Source organism: Salmonella sp. 32120201201600049SM, assembly GCF_017572835.1.
Classification (GTDB): Bacteria; Pseudomonadota; Gammaproteobacteria; order Enterobacterales; family Enterobacteriaceae; genus Salmonella; species Salmonella enterica.
Map to the genome: position 1 here is coordinate 241,382 of NZ_JAGESA010000004.1, position 19,748 is coordinate 261,129.

The window sequence follows — 19,748 nt, forward strand, 5'->3', positions numbered from 1 at the left end:
TCAATATTGGTGATTAAGGTTTTATTTCCGAATTAAAGAGCGTGATATCTGTATTTAACACCGCCGATATAAATACGTTTCCTTCATGATTTCTGGAGATGCAATGAAGATAATTACTTGCTACAAATGCGTACCTGATGAGCAGGATATTGCGATTAATAATGCTGACGGAACACTCGATTTCAGCAAAGCGGATAGCAAAATCAGCCAATATGATCTGAATGCAATTGAAGCTGCTTGCCAGTTAAAACAGCAGTTGGGAGACGCTCAGGTTGTCGCCATGAGCGTTGGCGGCAAAGCGCTGACCAATGCAAAAGGGCGCAAAGATGTCCTCTCTCGTGGCCCTGATGAACTGATTGTGGTCATCGACGATCAATTTGAGCAGGCGCTGCCGCAACACACCGCTACCGCGCTGGCCGCTGCCGCGCAAAAATCAGGTTTCGATCTACTTATCTGCGGCGACGGTTCTTCCGATCTTTATGCTCAGCAGGTTGGTTTGCTGGTGGGCGAAGCGCTGAACATTCCGGCGATTAACGGCGTGAGTAAAATCCTCTCTCTTACCGACAGCACATTGACGGTAGAACGCGAACTGGAAGATGAAGTTGAAACGCTGAGCATCCCGCTCCCGGCGGTGATCGCGGTTTCCACCGACATTAACACCCCACAAATCCCTTCGATGAAAGCCATTCTTGGCGCGGCGAAAAAACCGGTTCAGGTCTGGTCGCCTGCGGATATCGGGCTGAACAGCGTCCCCACGTATTCCGCACAACAGGTTGCCGCACCGAAGCAGCGCGAGCGTCAGCGTGTGGTGATTGAAGGTGACGGTGAAGAACAAATCGCCGCGTTTGTCGAGAATCTGCGCAAAATCATTTAATTATCAGGGGATGTTATGAACAAATTTTCCAGTGTCTGGGTATTCAGCGATACCCCTTCTCGTCTGCCCGAACTGATGAGTGGCGCGCAGGCTGTAGGTGAAAAAGTTAACGCGTTCGTACTGAACGAAGCAGACAGCGCGACAGCATGTCATTTGGGCGCCGATCATGTCTGGCTGCTCAGCGGCAAACCAGAAGACCGCATGATCGAAGACTACGCTGCTGCGATGGCTGAGACTATTCGTCAGCATAGCGAGGGCGGCGCGGTGCTGCTGCCGAATACGCGTCGGGGCAAGCTGTTGGCGGCAAAGCTGGGCTATCGCTTGTCGGCTGCGGTTTCCAACGACGCCAGCGAAGTCGCCCTGCAGGATGGAAAAGCGGCGGTCAAACATATGGTCTACGGCGGTCTGGCGATAGGGGCAGAGACCATCGCTTCGCCGTTTGCCGTGATCACACTCAGCAGCGGAACGTTTGACGCACAAGACCCGGACACTTCTCGCAGCGGCGAGATGCATACCGTGCAGTGGCAGGCTCCGGCCATTACCGTGACCCGCACCGCAACCCAGGCGCGTCAGAGCAACAGCGTTGACCTCGACAAAGCGCGTCTGGTGGTCAGCGTGGGACGTGGCATCGGCAGCAAAGAGAATATCTCGCTGGCCGAAGCGCTGTGCCAGACGATTGGCGCCGAGCTGGCCTGCTCTCGCCCGGTGGCGGAAAACGAGAAGTGGATGGAGCACGAGCGCTACGTCGGTATCTCCAACCTGATGCTCAAGCCTGAGCTGTATCTGGCGGTGGGGATCTCCGGGCAGATCCAACACATGGTTGGTGCCAACGGCGCGCAGACGATTTTCGCCATCAACAAAGATAAAAACGCGCCAATCTTCCAGTATGCAGATTTTGGCATCGTTGGCGATGCGCTGAAGATCCTGCCTGCGCTGACGGCTGCCTTAGCGCGATAAACCATTTCGGGCAGGATGCGAATGTATCCTGCCGCTGACAGGAGTACGTATGTCCGAAGATATCTTTGATGCCATCATCGTGGGTGCAGGTCTGGCTGGTTCGGTTGCGGCGCTGGTGCTTGCTCGCGAAGGTGCACAGGTGCTGGTTATCGAGCGCGGCAATTCTGCTGGCGCGAAGAATGTCACCGGTGGGCGTTTGTATGCACATAGCCTGGAACGCATCATTCCCGGCTTTGCGGATCAGGCCCCCATTGAACGCATGATCACCCACGAAAAACTCGCCTTTATGACCGACAAAGGGGCGATGACGATGGATTATTGCAACGGCGAGGACGCCGCATCGTCGCAAGTTTCTTATTCCGTTTTGCGCAGTAAATTTGACGCCTGGCTGATGGAGCAGGCCGAAGAGGCGGGGGCACAACTGATCACCGGTATTCGCGTGGATAACGTTGTTCAGCGTGATGGCAAAGTCGTGGGCGTGGAAGCCGATGGCGATATTCTGGAAGCCAAAGTCGTAATCCTCGCTGACGGGGTGAATTCTCTGCTGGCTGAAAAGCTGGGCATGGCCAAGCGTGTTGAGGCATCGCATGTTGCCGTCGGTGTGAAGGAACTGATCGAATTGCCGAAGTCGGTCATTGAAGATCGTTTCCAGTTACAGGGCAACGAAGGTGCCGCCTGTCTGTTTGCCGGGGCGCCAACCGATGGTCTGATGGGCGGTGGCTTCCTGTATACGAATGAAACAACCCTTTCCCTGGGGCTGGTCTGCGGTCTTCATCATCTGAAAGACGCGAAAAAATCGGTCCCGCAAATGCTGGAAGATTTCAAACAGCATCCGGCAGTTGCGCCGCTGATCGCCGGTGGCAAGCTGGTGGAATATGCCGCGCACGTTGTACCCGAGGCGGGAATGAATATGCAGCCTGAACTGGTGGGCGATGGCGTACTGATTGCCGGAGACGCTGCCGGCATGTGTATGAACCTCGGCTTTACCATCCGGGGTATGGATCTCGCCATATCCGCAGGCGAAGCGGCGGCGAAGACGGTGCTTTCGGCGATGAAGCGTGACGATTTTAGCAAGCAGTCGTTGGGTGAATACCGTCAGCATCTGGACGAAGGTCCGATGCGCGATATGCGCATGTATCAGAAACTGCCGGCTTTTCTTGATAATCCCCGCATGTTTACCGCTTATCCCGAAATGGCGGTCAATATCGCGCGCGACCTGTTCACCGTGGATGGCTCCGCTCCGGTGCCAATGCGTAAAAAAATCCTGCGCCATGCGAAGAAAGTGGGCTTCATCAACCTGATGAAAGATGGCCTGAAAGGAGTGACCGTATTATGACATCTCCCGTTAATGTGGACGTCAAACTGGGCGTCAATAAGTTCAATGTGGATGAAGACAGTCCGCACATCATTCTCAAAACCGATCCTGATAAACAGGCGCTGGAGGTGCTGATTAAGGCCTGTCCGGCGGGACTGTATAAAAAGCAGGACGACGGCAGTGTTCGTTTTGATTACGCCGGGTGCCTGGAGTGCGGAACGTGCCGGATCCTCGGCCTTGATACGGCGCTGGAAAAATGGGAATACCCGCGCGGGACGTTTGGCGTGGAGTTCCGCTACGGCTAATAAGTACGAAGTTGTGCCCCCGTTGGCCGGATAAGATGCGGTAGCGTCGCCATCCGGCAATCATGTGGCGCCAATGCCGGATGGCGGCGGAAACGCCTTATCCGGCCTACAGATGCGCTTTGCCCGTGTTGAAACAGGACATCACCATGCAGCAGCCCAGGAACTTTGATGACCTTAAATTCTCCTCCATTCATCGCAGAATTATGCTGTGGGGAAGCGGCGGCCCGTTCCTTGATGGCTACGTGCTGGTGATCATTGGCGTGGCGCTGGAACAACTGACGCCGCTATTGCACCTTGATGCTGAATGGATTGGCGCGCTCGGCGCGGCTACGCTTGCCGGACTGTTTATCGGCACCTCGTTGTTTGGCTATATTTGCGATAAAGTCGGGCGGCGTAAAATGTTCCTGCTTGATATTATCGCTATCGGCGTTATCTCCGTGGCGACCATGTTTGTTTCCACGCCGCTTGAATTACTGGTGATGCGCGTTTTAATTGGCATTGTTATCGGCGCGGATTACCCTATCGCTACTTCCATGATTACGGAGTTTTCCAACACCCGCCAGCGCGCGTTCTCCATCGGTTTTATCGCCGCGATGTGGTACGTCGGCGCGACCTGCGCCAACCTGGTGGGTTACTGGCTGTATGACATGGAAGGCGGCTGGCGCTGGATGCTTGGCAGCGCCTTTATCCCGTGCTTAATCATTTTGATTGGCCGCTTTGACCTGCCGGAATCGCCACGCTGGCTATTGCGAAAAGGACGGGTAAAAGAGTGCGAACAAATGATGATCAAACTGTTCGGCGAACCGGTCTGCTTTGACGATGAGCCGCCGCAGGAGACCCGCTTCCTGCAGCTGTTTAACCGCCGTCATTTCCCGTTTGTACTGTTCGTTGCGGCTATCTGGACCTGTCAGGTAATCCCGATGTTCGCTATCTATACCTTTGGGCCGCAGATCGTCGGGTTACTCGGCTGGGAGCAGGGGCGCAACGCGGCGCTCGGCAATGTGGTGATTAGCCTCTTTTTTATGCTGGGCTGTATACCGGCGATGTTCTGGCTAAACAGTATTGGCCGTCGCCCTCTGCTTATTGGCAGCTTCGCCATGATGACTATCGCGCTGGCGCTGCTGGGGCTGGTGTCAAATCTGGGCATCATACTGGTCGTGGTGGCGTTTGCGGTATACGCCTTCTTTTCCGGCGGACCGGGCATACTGCAATGGCTTTATCCTAATGAACTCTTCCCTACGGATATTCGCGCTTCGGCCGTGGGGGTCATCATGTCATTAAGCCGTATTGGAACTATTATATCCACCTGGGCATTACCGATTTTTATTACTCGTTACGGTATTAATAACGTCATGCTGATTGGCGCGTTGATTTCGTTAGTCGGGCTTGGCGTATCGGTGATGTTTGCTCCGGAAACTCGCGGCTTGACGCTAACACAGACCGGAAACATGACTTTGCGCGGAACGCCATCGGATAACCCTCGTTAAGAGTGTTCTGCATTTCTCCCTGCTTTTCGCCAATAACGCTACAGTTAACAGTCACATGCTAAAACAACTGAAAAGCAGGGAGAACACCATGCAAAAACGTCTTATGACCGCACTGTTTACCGCAGCAACACTATTCACCGTCGCAGGATGCTCTTCTAACCAGGCGGTTGAAACCACGGATGGCAAAACTATTGTCACCGACGGGAAACCCGAAGTCGATAACGATACCGGTATGGTGTCTTACAAAAACGCCGCCACCGGGAAAACCGAACAGATTAACCGCGATCAGCTGAAGAATATGAGCGAGCTGGATAATTAATTCAATTTTTTCTGGTTAGCCGCGCAATAATATTCTCTCTTTATGCGCATCCATTTATTCCCATGCGAATAAACGGATGCCTGAACAGGCAGGGACGCCGGAAAACGTCGAAATACGTTAGACCGTTCGCCCGCGTTCCCGCTTTCCCCACCGCGCTGCCCGCTTACATGAGGTTACACTCATCGACATTTCTCTGAACGGCGGCTCAACATTTCCCGGAAAAAAACATATCGCAGGGCATTTATCCTTATGATTAGGTATAAATGATGAGGTATAAGGAACAGGAGTCTGTAATGAAACTGAAACTAATACCTTTTTATTTTCTCGCGCTATTTTCTGCCGCCTCCGGGGCTACGGAGATAAACGCCTGCAAAGACCTGATCGGAACATGGAAAACCACGGCAGATAACCCGCCTTATACCATGACAATATTGCCGCCAGTAGAAGGCTGCGGGGAAAAATGTGTGAAACTGAACGTGCAGTATGAACTTGACGTGACTCACCGCAACGCGCTTTATTGCCATGAAGGACAAGAGGGGGTAAAAGGGCAGGGACCCATGGTGATAGCATTTGAAGGGGCGTATGGTGGACACGCTATTGGAACCTATAACCGACAGCTGCAATTACTTTGGGCTGGCGTAATACCGAAAAATAAAAAGGGGAAATGGATAACGAAAATGGAGAATTACTGGTTCAGGCAGGTAAAAGCGCACTAAATATTACCTTAAAACAGCCCGCAAAACCGTCTTATTCACGAAGGGCTTACTGCCTGCGCGCGCACATTCCAACGGCTTGCCTGCCCCGGATGAACTGTTGATAAAAAAGAGGGCCAGCATCTGTTTCCAGACGGCCCTGAGTGGATTGTGACGTAACATGGCACCTTGCTGGCGCTCTCTTATTATTTCATGCCTGTGCCCTCGTTATGGCGCAATCAGAGCTTTATTTCGTCGCATCGTTATAAACTTCGGCAACGGCTTCAAAATTCGGACCATGCTCACGTGCAGCGATAATATGATAATATTTTCCGCCTTTCGCATCGGCTAATTCTGACAGTTTTTCGCGTAGATCAGAGGGTGAGGAAATCTGCCCGCCACTCTGGGACACATTTATGGTGCCGACCTTAACCAGTTTGAAGTGGCTGATTTCTTGTTTAGAGACCTGCTCTGCCGCAAGTGTGCTGAATGAAGCAACCGTTGCCAGTAATGCGGCGGCAATAATGCGTTTTTTCATAGTTCTGTTCCTGTTGCATTGATGATAAGGTTTGCGCAATATCAGTAATCCGTAACGAAATTATTTATCCCCTTCATACTTCAGGTTGCTTATGGGTTGGCTACGGATTACTCGGCCCACCCATGGGCCTCGCCCTGACGGGCCGTCGCACGCGACGTTCAAATCTGCTCCCGGCAAATTTGTCGCTCACCTCAGTCACATAATTATCTATGCTCCTGGGGACTCACTCCCTTGCCGCCTTTAAGCAACTCGAATTATTTTGGGTAATAACCTCGGTTGATTATCTGAAAATAGCCTTATTTGGTGTGACCGTCTTATATCTTGTTATAGTCACCTCTTTATGTTGTTGTCAATGTAAAATAATGCACTGCCAGCTAAAAAGAAACTTAACCCCCTGTAAATAATAGTTTTTATATTATTTCTTTTAATGGCGTAATTTTTATTGAATCACGCGGCAATACGCTAGTTTTATTCATAAGCAACATAACAGAATTGAGTTATGTTTTAATTTCCCAGAGTGATATTACCGGTTGTATGTCTATGGTTGCGCGGCCTGTTACTGATAGTGTTTCTTTCGGGGCGATTTTATTGTAGCGGCATAGGGTAATCACCGTAGTTGAAGGGAAAAGGCACGAACACAGAGCTATAGAGTATGTTTAATAATGTATTTTTTTATGAAGTAATGTCTGCAGTTGTATCTCTAAAATAAAAACAATGAACTTTTCATCTAAATAATTTTTCAATGAATTATGCTCATTTATTAATATATTTCTAATTTGAAATACAAATCAATTTATAACACATATTCTTACCCGGAAGGCATTGATACATATCCACGCTTCCTCGTACAGTAATAAATGAATATGTGATAAAGTTACTGACTACAGGTATAATAATATGAGTAATAAAAAAAATCTGTCCGCAGAAGAGACGGATCTTACGCGTAGGAAACTGTTAACCAGCGCCGGTATTCTTGCCGCCGGCGGTATGCTATCCGGCGCGGTAAAAGCTGATGAAAAATGTGCCGTCAAGGCGAAACCGGCGTGGGATAAACCGTTTACCGGCGAAATCCCGGAAAAATTGCCAGAAGGATATAATATTCTGTTAGTCGTGACCGACCAGGAGCGTTTTTTTCCTACGTTTCCTTTCCCGGTACCCGGCAGAGAGCGGCTCATGAAAACGGGGGTGACATTCTGTAATCATCAGAATACCAGTAATGTCTGTACGCCTTCCCGCTCCGTATTGTATACCGGCTTACATATGCCCCAGACAAAGATGTTTGATAATCTGGGATTACCCTGGATGCCTTATGACCTTGACCCCGCTCTTGGAACCACAGGCCATATGATGCGGGAACTGGGATACTATACGGCCTATAAAGGTAAGTGGCATCTTACAGAAAAACTGGAGAAGCCTTTGCCTGACGAAAAAGATGAGGATATTGATGTCGGGGATATTCCTGAACCAGAATTACATAAAATTATGGAAAAATATGGTTTTGCTGACTATCACGGCATCGGCGATATTATAGGCCATAGTAAAGGCGGCTATTTTTATGATTCAACCACCACGGCTCAGACTATAAATTGGTTAAGATGCAAGGGGCAGCCCTTGAATGACCAACACAAGCCCTGGTTCCTGGCCGTTAACCTCGTTAATCCTCATGACGTCATGTTTATTGATACCGATAAAGAGGGAGAAAAGGTACAGTGGCGTGGCGAGTTGGATCAGGATGATAATACCCTGGCGCCCACGCAGCCGCCGGAAAATGAACTTTATCAGGCAAGCTGGCCGAACTATCCGCTGCCGGCAAACAGGCATCAATCATTCAATGAGCAGGGAAGACCGCCGGCGCATCTTGAATACCAGACGGCGCGCGCTGCGCTGGAAGGGCAGTTTCCTGATGAAGATCGTCGTTGGCGTAAACTGCTTGACTACTATTTCAACTGTATCCGCGATTGTGATACTCACCTTGATCGGATATTAAATGAACTTGATGCCCTCAAGTTAACTGATAAAACGATTGTTGTATTTACTGCCGATCATGGCGAATTAGGCGGAAGCCATCAGATGCACGGTAAAGGCGCCTCCGTTTATAAAGAACAGATCCATGTACCGATGATTATTTCCCACCCGGCGTACCCCGGTAATAAGAAATGTCAGGCGTTGACCTGTCATCTTGATATCGCGCCGACATTAGTTGGGCTGACCGGTTTGCCGGAAGAAAAACAGCACCAGGCGTTAGGCAACCGCAAAGGCGTTAATTTTAGCGGATTGCTAAAAAACCCGGAGGGCGTTGCGGTTAATGCGGTGAGAAATGCCAGCTTATATTGCTATGGCATGATCTTGTATACCGATGCCCATTATCTCCACCGCGTTATCGCGCTACAAAGAGATAAACAAAAAACGGTGGCGCAAATCAAGCAGGAAATATCCCATTTGCATCCTGATTTTAGCCATCGTTCAGGGACGCGGATGATTAACGATGGCCGTTATAAGTTTGCGCGTTATTTCTCGCTAAGGGAGCATAATACGCCGGAAACCTGGGAGGATCTTATTAAGTACAACGATCTTGAACTTTACGATCTTAAAAATGATCCCGATGAGAACCATAACCTTGCTGCTGATAAACAGAAATATCAGGATCTCATTCTTACGATGAATGAAAAACTGAATAAAATTATCAAGGACGAAATTGGCGTGGATGACGGCAGTTTTATGCCGGATGCGGCCCATGAGCCGTGGGATCTTACTATTGAGCAGTTTAACCGCATGGCGAAAGATTAAGTGCCTGGCCCATTAGGCTATTTTATTCGCCATTTTGGGACCGGGCAGTGCTCAAAATCCTCACGTACTACGTGTACGCTCCGGTTTCTGCGCGCTGGTCGGCCCCAAACTGGCTTCAACAATTACGCCTACTGGGCCAGGCTCTAAGTGTTTGACCCATTAGGCTATTTTATTCGTCGGCGATCTGGCATCCAGCGTGTCTGGAGGTTCAGATGCTGTTGGCGCTGCGCTTATTGGGTCTGTATCATCATGTAATCGATTGATATTACAGTCATTACAGGCAAATTTAGCGCAGCGCCGCCCGGTAAGAAGGCCTTAAACCGATTTAAGGCTACTATCATCACCGACCTTTCCACACCGGATCGCGCTTTTCCGCAAACGCCTGCGGCCCTTCGAGGGCATCTTCGGGGAGCAGGATGGCGTCAACTCCTGGCTGGCGTTAATTCAATTTTTTCTGGTTAGCCGCTCAATAATATTCACTATTAGCCTGGCGAATTTGTCACTACACTTTGTAATAAAAAACAGATCATCACAGGCTAATCATGATCCTCATTATTTATGCGCATCCGTATCCGCATCATTCTCATGCGAATAAGCGGATGCTTGAACAGGCAGGGACGCTGGAAAACGTCGAAATACGTTCGCTTTATCACCTCTATCCCGATTTCAATATTGACGTTGCCGCCGAGCAGGAGGCGCTGTCGCGCGCGAGTCTTATCGTCTGGCAGCATCCGATGCAGTGGTACAGCGTCCCTCCTTTACTCAAATTATGGATGGATAAAGTCCTCACCCACGGCTGGGCTTACGGTCATGGCGGTACGGCATTGCATGGTAAACATCTGCTGTGGGCGGTAACGACCGGCGGTGGTGAAAACCACTTTGCTATCGGCTCCCATCCCGGATTTGACGTCCTTTCTCAGCCGCTACAGGCGACGGCGCTCTATTGTGGCCTCAAATGGCTGCCGCCGTTTGCCATGCACTGCACGTTCATTTGCGATGACGACACCTTACAGGCGCAGGCGCGTCAGTATAAACAGCGTTTATTGGCATGGCAGGAGGTGAATCATGGATAGCCATACTCTACTGCAGGCGCTGATCTATCTTGGTTCGGCGGCGCTGATTGTGCCGATTGCGGTACGTTTGGGCTTAGGATCGGTGCTGGGGTATCTGATTGCGGGTTGCATTATCGGCCCCTGGGGGCTACGGCTGGTGACGGACGCCGAATCTATTCTGCATTTTGCGGAAATCGGCGTCGTGCTGATGTTGTTTGTTATTGGGCTTGAGCTGGACCCGCAACGGTTATGGAAGCTGCGCGCCTCGGTATTTGGCGGCGGCGCGTTACAGATGGTGGTCTGCGGCGGACTGATTGGTCTGTTCTGTATGTTTCTTGGCTTGCGTTGGCAGGTGGCGGAACTGATTGGCATGACGCTGGCGCTTTCGTCCACGGCTATCGCCATGCAGGCAATGAATGAGCGTAACCTGACCGTTTCACAAGTAGGACGTAGCGCATTCGCAGTGCTCTTGTTCCAGGATATCGCGGCGATCCCGCTGGTGGCGATGATTCCGCTGCTGGCCGCCAGCGGCGCATCCACCACGCTTGGCGCGTTTGCGCTGTCGGCGTTGAAAGTCGCAGGCGCGTTGGCGTTGGTGGTGCTGCTGGGACGCTACGTCACGCGCCCGGCGCTGCGCTTTGTCGCGCGTTCTGGTTTGCGGGAAGTGTTCAGCGCCGTGGCGCTATTTCTGGTGTTTGGTTTCGGCCTGTTGCTGGAAGAGGTTGGGCTGTCAATGGCGATGGGCGCGTTCCTGGCGGGCGTTCTGCTGGCGAGCTCGGAATACCGTCATGCGCTGGAAAGCGATATTGAACCCTTTAAGGGGTTGCTGCTGGGGCTGTTCTTTATTGGCGTCGGCATGTCGATTGATTTCGGCACGCTGGTGGAGAATCCGCTGCGCATTCTGCTGTTGTTGGCCGGTTTTCTGGCAATCAAAATCGTCATGTTGTGGCTGGTCGCGAGGCCGCTGGGCGTACCGGCAAAACAGCGTCGCTGGTTTGCCGTCTTATTAGGCCAGGGAAGTGAGTTTGCGTTTGTGGTTTTTGGCGCGGCGCAAATGGCAGATGTACTTGAGCCGGAATGGGCAAAAGCGCTGACGCTGGCGGTCGCGCTGTCGATGGCGGTAACGCCGATTTTTCTGGTGCTGCTGACGCGCATGGAGAAGACCGCGACGGGGGAAGCGCGCGAGGCGGATGAAATCGACGAAGAGCAACCGCGGGTTATTGTGGCCGGGTTTGGACGATTTGGGCAGATAGCCGGGCGTTTGCTGCTGTCTAGCGGGGTGAAGATGGTGGTGCTCGATCACGATCCCGATCATATCGAAACGCTGCGTAAATTCGGCATGAAGGTTTTTTATGGCGACGCGACGCGTATGGATTTACTGGAATCTGCCGGAGCGGCGAAGGCGGAGGTATTGATTAACGCCATTGACGATCCGCAAACCAATTTGCAACTGAGTGAACTGGTGAAGTCGCATTTCCCGCATCTGCAGATTATCGCCCGTGCCCGTGATGTCGATCATTACATTCGCCTGCGCCAGGCTGGTGTGGCGATGCCCGAACGTGAAACCTTCGAAGGCGCGCTCAAAAGCGGACGACAGGCGCTGGAAGCGCTGGGGCTGGGGCGTTATGAAGCCCGCGAGCGCGCGGATCTGTTCCGTCATTTTAATACCCGGATGGTGGAAGAGATGGCGAAAGGGGAAAACGATCCGTTATCTCGCGCCGCCGCCTATAAACGTACCAGCGCGATGTTGAGCGAAATTATTACCGAGGACCGGGAGCATCTGTCGTTGATTCAGCGCCATGGCTGGCAGGGAACGGCTGAGGGCAAACATTCCGGGGAGGTGGCCGATGAACCCGAGGTCAAACCGTCAATCTAAAGTAAAAAATGTGATGTTCTGCAAACTTTACTGCTAATTGGCTGTTTTTGAACTACTGTAATGCTGGCGCTCCACATCAAATGAGTGGCGTCGCCAGCAGAACGAAAAATTTTCGTGCTCATCCTCTTTTCGTCAGTCGACGAAAGATTGCGCTTTACGTATAGTGGCGGCAATTTTTTTTGTATCAGGAAATAATTAATGATCAGTCTGATTGCGGCGTTAGCGGTGGATCGCGTCATCGGTATGGAAAACGCCATGCCGTGGAACCTGCCTGCCGATCTCGCCTGGTTTAAACGTAACACGTTAAATAAACCTGTCGTCATGGGACGTCACACCTGGGAGTCCATCGGACGCCCCTTACCGGGACGTAAAAATATTGTTATCAGCAGCCAGCCGGGCACCGACGATCGCGTGCAGTGGGTGAAGTCTGTCGATGAGGCGATTGCCGCTTGCGGCGATGCGCCGGAAATTATGGTCATTGGCGGCGGGCGCGTGTACGAGCAGTTCCTGCCAAAGGCGCAGAAGCTTTATCTGACGCATATTGATGCGGAAGTCGAAGGCGATACCCATTTTCCGGATTATGAACCGGATGACTGGGAATCGGTATTCAGTGAGTTTCACGATGCCGACGCGCAGAATTCTCACAGCTATTGTTTCGAGATTCTGGAGCGTCGTTAACGCTGTAGTGCCGGATGGCGGCGAAACGCCTTATCCGGCCTACTCTTGAGCCAGATGTAGGCCTGATAAGCGTAGTGCCATCAGGCATAAACCTATCAGGCGTTGACCGCTTCGCCTTCGCCCATATCCATCTGGCGGTTTGACGGCTGCACAAAATACTGTTTATCTTCCCAGCGTAAACAGGTCAACTCCCCGCCCCAGCAGCAGCCGGTATCCAGCGCGTAAATACCTTCTGGCGTCCCTTTCCCTTCCAGCGACGCCCAGTGCCCGAACGCAATACTGTAAGCCTCGCTCACCGGCCCCGGAATGGCGAACCACGGCTTCAGCGGCGCAGGGGCATTTTCCGGCGACGCTTTACTGTACATATCCAGTTGACCGTTAGGAAAGCAGTAACGCATACGGGTAAAGGCATTAGTAATAAAGCGTAGCCGCGCCAGACCGCTTAACTCCGGCGACCAGTTATTCGGCATATCGCCATACATCGCGTCGAGGAAAAAGGGGTACGAGTCGCTCGACAGCACCGCTTCAACATCGCGGGCGCACTCTTTTGCCGTCTGCAAATCCCACTGTGGGGTAATACCCGCATGCGCCATGACCAGCTTTTTCTCTTCATCTACCTGCAACAGCGGCTGACGGCGTAACCAATTCAACAGCTCATCGGCGTCCGGCGCTTCAAGAAGCGGGGTCAGCCGGTCTTTAGGTTTGTTGCGGCTAATCCCGGCGAATACGGCCAACAGGTGTAAATCGTGATTCCCCAGCACCAAACGCACGCTATTGCCAAGCGATTTGACGTAGCGTAACACGTCCAGCGAACCGGGACCGCGGGCGACCAAATCGCCAGTCAGCCACAGAGTGTCTGTATCTGGCGTAAATTCCACTTGCTGTAATAAGGCGATCAGTTCGTCGTAGCAACCGTGAACGTCGCCGATGAGATAAGTTGCCATTGTTATAATTTTAGTGAATGAGTGTAGGGACGGCGAGTCGAAACACGGGAATGTCGATGGTAAAGGCGTCGCCATTTTCATCGATCATTTCGTAATGACCCTGCATGGTGCCCAGCGGCGTTTCAATTACCGCGCCGCTGGTGTACTGATACTCTTCGCCAGGCGCAATGCGCGGCTGGACGCCAACCACACCTTCGCCCTGGACTTCAGTTTCACGGCCATGACCATTGGTAATCAGCCAGTAGCGGCCCAATAGCTGCACTGGCGCCCGACCCAGATTGCGGATGGTTACGGTATAGGCAAAAACGTAACGTTCATCGTCAGGTGAGGATTGCGCCTCAATGTAGACGCTTTGCACCTGAATACACACTCTGGGCGAATTGATCATGTTTAACTCTCCTTCAAAGGCGCGTTTTCCGACAGATAGTTGGCCATCTGGCAGTACTGCGCGACAGAGATATTTTCCGCGCGCATTGCCGGGTCAATACCCATTTCCGTCAACGTCTCAACGCTAAAAAGATTGCCGAGACTATTACGGATCGTTTTACGGCGCTGGTTAAAGGCCTCGGTGGTAATACGGCTCAACACGCGAATATCTTTAACCGGGTAAGGCATTGTTGCGTGTGGAACCAGACGCACCACGGCGGAGTCCACTTTGGGCGGCGGCGTGAAGGCGGATGGCGGCACTTCAAGCACCGGGATCACCTGACAGTAATATTGCGCCATCACGCTTAAACGACCATACGCTTTGCTGTTCGGCCCTGCAACCAGACGATTTACCACTTCTTTTTGCAACATAAAGTGCATGTCGGCAATGGCATCAGTATAGCTAAAGAGATGGAACATCAGCGGGGTGGAGATATTATAGGGCAGATTGCCGAACACACGCAGCGGTTGGCCCAACTGCGCAGACAGTTCGCCAAAGTTCATGGTCATGGCGTCCTGCTGATAAATAGTCAGCTTCGGCCCTAAGAACGGATGGGTTTGCAAGCGCGCCGCCAGATCGCGGTCAAGTTCAATGACCGTGAGCTTATCCAGTCGTTCGCCGACCGGCTCCGTCAGCGCCGCCAGACCGGGGCCGATTTCAACCATCGCCTGGCCTTTTTGCGGATTAATAGCAGAAACAATACTGTCGATCACAAACCGATCGTTGAGAAAGTTTTGCCCGAAGCGTTTACGGGCTAAATGGCCCTGATGGACTCGATTATTCATTGGGTATTAACAATCATTTTGATGGCGAGATTAAGCGCCGTAATAAAACTGCCGACATCCGCTTTTCCACGACCTGCCAGTTCAAGCGCGGTGCCGTGGTCAACGGAGGTTCGAATAAAAGGTAGGCCGAGCGTAATATTCACTCCCCGACCGAATCCCTGGTATTTTAGCACGGGCAGGCCCTGATCGTGGTACATCGCCAGCACCGCGTCGGCATTATCGAGATATTTGGGCTGAAACAGCGTATCAGCAGGTAGCGGCCCGTTGAGTTTCATCCCCTGCGCCCGCAGCTCGTCGAGCACCGGAATGATGGTGTCTATCTCTTCCGTGCCCATATGACCGCCTTCGCCCGCGTGCGGATTCAGGCCACAGACAAGAATGCGCGGTTCGGCAATACCAAATTTGGTCCGCAAATCGTGATGCAAAATAGCAATCACTTCGTGCAAAAGCGCAGGGGTGATGGCGTCTGCAATCGCCCGTAGCGGCAGATGCGTGGTCGCCAGCGCCACGCGAAGTTCTTCGGTTGCCAGCATCATCACGACTTTTTTCGCCTGCGAACGCTCTTCGAAAAACTCGGTATGACCGGTAAACGGAATGCCTGCGTCGTTAATAACGCCTTTGTGCACGGGGCCTGTGATCAGCGCGGCAAATTCACCGTTCAGACAGCCATCACACGCTCGCGCCAGCGTCTCTACCACGTAGGGGCCATTTTCTACCGTCAACTGACCGGGGATGGCAGGCGCGCGCAGCGAGACCGGCAATAGGGTCAGCGTTCCCGCGGGCTGCGGCGCAGCGGGGACATCAGGCGAGTAAGGGAGAAGTGAGAGGGGCAGGCCGAGCATGGCGGCCCGCTCCGTCAGGAGCGCGCCGTCCGCACAGACGACCAGTTCAATCGGCCACGCGCGTTGCGCCAGTTGGACGACAAGATCGGGGCCAATCCCGGCGGGTTCGCCGGGAGTGATAACAACGCGTTGCGCACTGCTCATTAGTTACTCAAAATCTTAACGTAAGCGCTGGCGCGCTGTTCTTGCATCCAGGTCGCCGCTTCTTCTGAGAACTTACGGTTCATCAGCATACGATAAGCGCGATCTTTCTGCGCCGCATCGGTTTTGTCTACCTTACGCGTATCCAGCAATTCGATCAGATGCCAGCCGAAAGAGGAGTGTACCGGCGCGCTTATTTGGCCTTTATGCAGCTTCGTCAGCGCGTCGCGGAACGCCGGATCGAAAATATCTGGCGTAGCCCAACCCAAATCACCGCCCTGGTTAGCGGAGCCCGGGTCCTGAGAGTACTCTTTCGCCGCAGCGGCAAATGTGGTTTTACCACTCTTAATGTCAGCCGCGATTTCTTCCAGCTTCAGGCGCGCCTGCTGATCGTTCATGATCGGCGACGGCTTAAGCAGAATATGACGAGCGTGAACTTCGGTCACGGAGATACTCTGGCTCTGACCGCGCAGGTCGTTTACTTTCAGAATGTGGAAACCGACGCCGGAGCGAATCGGGCCGACAATGTCGCCTTTCTTCGCGGTGCTCAGCGCCTGGGCGAAAATCCCCGGCAGCTCCTGGATACGGCCCCAGCCCATCTGACCGCCTTTTAGCGCCTGCTGGTCGGCAGAGTAGGTAATCGCCAGTTTGCCGAAATCTGCGCCGTTACGCGCTTCTTCAACAATGCTTTCCGCCTGGCGCTGCGCGTCGTTAACCTGCTCGGAGGTTGGGTTTTCCGGCAGAGCAATCAGGATATGGCTCAGGTTCAGCTCGGTGCTGGCATCGTTTTGGGTGCCAATCTGTTTTGCCAGCGCGTCAACTTCTTGCGGCAAAACGGTGATACGGCGACGAACCTCGTTGTTGCGCACTTCAGAGATAATCATCTCTTTACGAATTTGGTTACGGTAGGTTGAATAGTTCAGCCCATCGTAAGCCAGACGGCTGCGCATCTGATCCATCGTCATATTGTTTTGTTTGGCGATGTTGGCGATGGCCTGATCCAACTGCTCATCCGTGATCTTCACCCCCATCTTCTGACCCATCTGCAGGATAATTTGATCCATAATCAAACGTTCCAGGATCTGGTGACGCAGCGTGGCGTCGTCCGGAAGCTGCTGACCTGCCTGACCCGCGTTGAGTTTGACTGATTGCATTAAGCCATCAACGTCGCTTTCCAGCACGACGCCATTATTGACGACGGCTGCGACTTTATCGACTACCTGGGGGGCAGCGAAACTGGTATTCGCGATCATGGCGATACCGAGAAGCAGCGTTTTCCAGTTCTTCATACTTTTTCCATTTCAATTAACCGCAATGCGGATTACGTTGTAAATCAATCAGATTACATAGAGCTTTGGTACGGCAGAATGTTCGAACGCAACATTTCTTGCGTGCCGAGGCCGTAGTTAGAGCTCAAACCGCGCAGCTCAATGTTGAAGCCAATCGCGTTATCATAAATCGCGTGTTGTTTATCGTTATCCCAACCGTTCAGCTTACGTTCGTATCCGACGCGGATCGCATAGCAGCAAGAGTTGTACTGCAAGCCGAGCATCTGGTCTGCAGGTTTGCTCGAATTGGTATCGAAGTAGTACGCGCCGACAATCGACCAGCGATCGGCAATCGGCCAACTTGCCACCGCGCCCACCTGGTTGATGCCGTTTTTATACTGCTCTGCCGTGGAATAATACGAAGGCAACGTAGCCTGAATATATTCCGGGCTGGCATAGCGGTAGTTCAACTGTACCAGACGATCCTGATCCCGACGGTATTCGAGGCTGCTGCTGCTGGTAGCGACGCTATCCAGACGGGTATCGTACTGCACTCCGCTACGCAGCCCCCAGCGTTCTGAAATACGCCAGTAAGTGTCGCCTGCCCAAACCAGCGAACCGGTTTTGTCGTCATTCTCCCATTTAATGTTGTCATCGCCGGTGCGAGACTCCGTGAAATAGTAGATTTGACCAACAGAAACGTTAAAACGTTCAACGGCGGCATCATCATAAATGCGTGTTGTGACGCCGGTCGTGACCTGGTTGGCGGAAGCAATACGGTCGAGACCGCCATAAGTGCGGTCGCGGAACAGGCCGTTATAGTCGGATTGCAGCAAAGAAGAATCGTAGTTATAGATGCCGCTCTGGTCGCGGTACGGCACATACAGGTACTGCACGCGTGGTTCCAGCGTCTGGGTATACCCCGGCGCCAGCATCGCCATATCGCGTTCGAAGATGAGCTTACCGTCGACTTTAAACTGCGGCATGACGCGGTTAACCGAATCTTCCAGCTTATTTTTATTGTTTGGATCGCTGTTATAGCTGTCCAGATTCGTTTGCTGATAGTGCGTCGCCATCAGCTTCGCTTCGGTGTTCAGGCTGCCCCAGCGGTTGGAGAGCGGCAAATTAATGGTTGGCTCCAGGTGGACGCGGGTCGCTTCCGGCATATTGTCTTTGGTGTTGACGAAATGTACCGCCTGGCCGTAAATCCGGGTATCAAACGGCCCGAGATCGTTATGGTAGTAGTTAACGTCTAACTGCGGCTCCGCAGAGTAGCTGCTGGTGTTTTGATCGTTAAAGACCTGGAATTGTTTGGTCGACACCGTAGCGTCAAAGTTTTGTACGGCGTAGCCGACGCTGAATTTCTGCGTTGCGTAACCGTCGGTACTGGAACCGTACTTACTGTCGAAATCGTTAAAGTAGCTGGAGTCGCTGACTTTGGTGTAATCGACGTTAAAACGCCACACCTGATCCATCACGCCTGAGTGCTGCCAGTAGAATAACCAGCGGTGCTTATCGCCCTCTTTGGGATGATCGTCCTCGTAGACTTTATCAGAAGGCAGATAATCTAATTCCATCAACCCGGCGCCTGCCTGCGTGAGATAACGGAATTCGTTCTCCCACATAATATTGCCGCGGCGGTGCATATAGTGCGGGGTGATGGTGGCGTCCATATTGGGCGCGATGTTCCAGTAATACGGTAAGTAGAACTCGAAATAGTTCTTGGTCGTGTATTTCGCGTTCGGGATCAGGAAACCTGAGCGACGTTTGTCGCCGACGGGTAGCTGTAAATAGGGGCTATAAAAGATCGGAACCGGACCTACTTTAAACCGGGCGTTCCAGATCTCCGCAACCTGTTCTTCACGGTCATGGATGACTTCACTCCCCACCACGCTCCAGGTATCGGAGCCAGGCAGACAGGAGGTAAAGCTGCCGTTTTCCAGAATGGTATAGCGGTTTTCGCCGCGCTGCTTCATGAGATCGGCTTTACCGCGCCCCTGACGGCCCACCATCTGGTAATCGCCTTCCCAGACGTTCGTGTCTTTGGTGTTCAGGTTCGCCCAGCCCTTCGGCCCTTTAAGGATGACCTGATTATCATCATAATGCACATTACCCAGCGCATCGACGGTGCGTACAGGTTCCGGCTGACCTTCCGCCTGCTTCTGATGAAGCTGCACTTCATCCGCTTGCAGGCGGCTATTCCCCTGCATAATGTCCACGTTGCCGGTAAAAACGGCATCGTCCGGGTAGTTACCTTTAGCGTTATCGGCATTGATAGTAACCGGCAGATCGTTGGTATCGCCTTTTACCAGAGGACGATCGTAGCTCGGCACGCCCAACATACACTGTGAGGCGAGATCGGCTGCCAGCCCCTGATGACTATAAAGGGCGCTGGCGATCATGGTGGCCAGAAGAGTGGGAATACGTTTTTTCATACGTTGTATTTATTGTTCCATCATCG

General features: G+C 52.3%; 18 protein-coding genes. 11 read left to right on the plus strand and 7 right to left on the minus strand.

The window, feature by feature from the left end; translation table 11 throughout:
* Positions 1-103: 103 nt before the first annotated feature.
* From J4650_RS11800 to J4650_RS11830, 7 genes are all read left to right on the plus strand, one after another.
* On the plus strand, positions 104-874 hold the full coding sequence (locus tag J4650_RS11800; RefSeq protein WP_000692190.1) for an electron transfer flavoprotein FixA: 771 nt from the start codon (positions 104-106) through the stop codon (positions 872-874).
* A 15-nt stretch (positions 875-889) separates the two neighbouring features.
* Positions 890-1,831 (plus strand): electron transfer flavoprotein subunit alpha/FixB family protein, encoded by a 942-nt coding sequence (locus tag J4650_RS11805; RefSeq protein ID WP_023193565.1) that lies wholly within the window; start codon positions 890-892, stop codon positions 1,829-1,831.
* Between the two features lie 49 nt (positions 1,832-1,880).
* Entirely contained in the window at positions 1,881-3,167 is a 1,287-nt protein-coding gene (locus tag J4650_RS11810) for an FAD-dependent oxidoreductase (RefSeq protein ID WP_023213706.1), read from the plus strand.
* Positions 3,164-3,451: a ferredoxin-like protein FixX gene (fixX, locus tag J4650_RS11815; RefSeq protein WP_000203736.1), complete on the plus strand. Its 288-nt coding sequence runs from the start codon at positions 3,164-3,166 to the stop codon at positions 3,449-3,451. Before J4650_RS11810 ends, fixX begins: the two co-directional genes overlap by 4 nt.
* Positions 3,452-3,597: 146 nt before the next feature.
* Positions 3,598-4,938 carry an MFS transporter gene (locus tag J4650_RS11820; RefSeq protein WP_001670709.1) on the plus strand — a complete coding sequence of 447 codons (1,341 nt, stop codon included), beginning with the start codon at positions 3,598-3,600 and terminating at the stop codon, positions 4,936-4,938.
* An 88-nt stretch (positions 4,939-5,026) separates the two neighbouring features.
* Positions 5,027-5,257 carry a YgdI/YgdR family lipoprotein gene (locus J4650_RS11825; RefSeq protein WP_001172089.1) on the plus strand — a complete coding sequence of 77 codons (231 nt, stop codon included), beginning with the start codon at positions 5,027-5,029 and terminating at the stop codon, positions 5,255-5,257.
* A 299-nt stretch (positions 5,258-5,556) separates the two neighbouring features.
* The gene (locus J4650_RS11830) at positions 5,557-5,973 is read left to right on the plus strand and encodes a hypothetical protein (RefSeq protein WP_161460226.1); all 417 of its coding nucleotides are present in this window, start codon (positions 5,557-5,559) and stop codon (positions 5,971-5,973) included.
* A gap of 223 nt (positions 5,974-6,196) precedes the next feature.
* Here the strand turns inward: J4650_RS11830 and srfN are convergent, their stop codons facing one another.
* Entirely contained in the window at positions 6,197-6,487 is a 291-nt protein-coding gene (gene srfN, locus J4650_RS11835) for a DUF1471 family virulence protein SrfN (RefSeq protein ID WP_000745961.1), read from the minus strand.
* 897 nt (positions 6,488-7,384) lie between these two features.
* Here srfN and J4650_RS11840 point away from each other — a divergent pair.
* The 4 genes from J4650_RS11840 (at position 7,385) to folA (ending at position 12,880) form a co-directional block, all read left to right on the plus strand.
* Positions 7,385-9,274 carry a sulfatase-like hydrolase/transferase gene (locus J4650_RS11840; protein WP_000066315.1) on the plus strand — a complete coding sequence of 630 codons (1,890 nt, stop codon included), beginning with the start codon at positions 7,385-7,387 and terminating at the stop codon, positions 9,272-9,274.
* A gap of 542 nt (positions 9,275-9,816) precedes the next feature.
* Positions 9,817-10,347 carry a glutathione-regulated potassium-efflux system oxidoreductase KefF gene (kefF, locus tag J4650_RS11845; protein WP_000600706.1) on the plus strand — a complete coding sequence of 177 codons (531 nt, stop codon included), beginning with the start codon at positions 9,817-9,819 and terminating at the stop codon, positions 10,345-10,347.
* On the plus strand, positions 10,340-12,202 hold the full coding sequence (kefC, locus tag J4650_RS11850; RefSeq protein ID WP_023993190.1) for a glutathione-regulated potassium-efflux system protein KefC: 1,863 nt from the start codon (positions 10,340-10,342) through the stop codon (positions 12,200-12,202). Before kefF ends, kefC begins: the two co-directional genes overlap by 8 nt.
* Before the next feature lie 198 nt (positions 12,203-12,400).
* The gene (gene folA, locus J4650_RS11855) at positions 12,401-12,880 is read left to right on the plus strand and encodes a type 3 dihydrofolate reductase (protein WP_000624379.1); all 480 of its coding nucleotides are present in this window, start codon (positions 12,401-12,403) and stop codon (positions 12,878-12,880) included.
* A 95-nt stretch (positions 12,881-12,975) separates the two neighbouring features.
* Here the strand turns inward: folA and apaH are convergent, their stop codons facing one another.
* Genes apaH through lptD form a run of 6 tightly spaced genes read right to left on the minus strand, consistent with a single transcriptional unit; the run spans position 12,976 to position 19,722 of the window.
* Entirely contained in the window at positions 12,976-13,824 is an 849-nt protein-coding gene (apaH, locus tag J4650_RS11860; RefSeq protein WP_000257211.1) for a bis(5'-nucleosyl)-tetraphosphatase (symmetrical) ApaH, read from the minus strand.
* A 10-nt stretch (positions 13,825-13,834) separates the two neighbouring features.
* Entirely contained in the window at positions 13,835-14,212 is a 378-nt protein-coding gene (gene apaG / locus J4650_RS11865; RefSeq protein ID WP_000610894.1) for a Co2+/Mg2+ efflux protein ApaG, read from the minus strand.
* A gap of 2 nt (positions 14,213-14,214) precedes the next feature.
* Entirely contained in the window at positions 14,215-15,036 is an 822-nt protein-coding gene (rsmA, locus tag J4650_RS11870; RefSeq protein ID WP_001065397.1) for a 16S rRNA (adenine(1518)-N(6)/adenine(1519)-N(6))-dimethyltransferase RsmA, read from the minus strand.
* The gene (gene pdxA / locus J4650_RS11875) at positions 15,033-16,022 is read right to left on the minus strand and encodes a 4-hydroxythreonine-4-phosphate dehydrogenase PdxA (protein WP_000093001.1); all 990 of its coding nucleotides are present in this window, start codon (positions 16,020-16,022) and stop codon (positions 15,033-15,035) included. The genes rsmA and pdxA overlap by 4 nt, the downstream gene beginning before the upstream one ends.
* Entirely contained in the window at positions 16,022-17,308 is a 1,287-nt protein-coding gene (gene surA / locus J4650_RS11880; protein ID WP_000800482.1) for a peptidylprolyl isomerase SurA, read from the minus strand. Before surA ends, pdxA begins: the two co-directional genes overlap by 1 nt.
* Before the next feature lie 53 nt (positions 17,309-17,361).
* Positions 17,362-19,722: an LPS assembly protein LptD gene (gene lptD, locus J4650_RS11885; protein ID WP_000746116.1), complete on the minus strand. Its 2,361-nt coding sequence runs from the start codon at positions 19,720-19,722 to the stop codon at positions 17,362-17,364.
* Between the last annotated feature and the right edge of the window lie 26 nt (positions 19,723-19,748).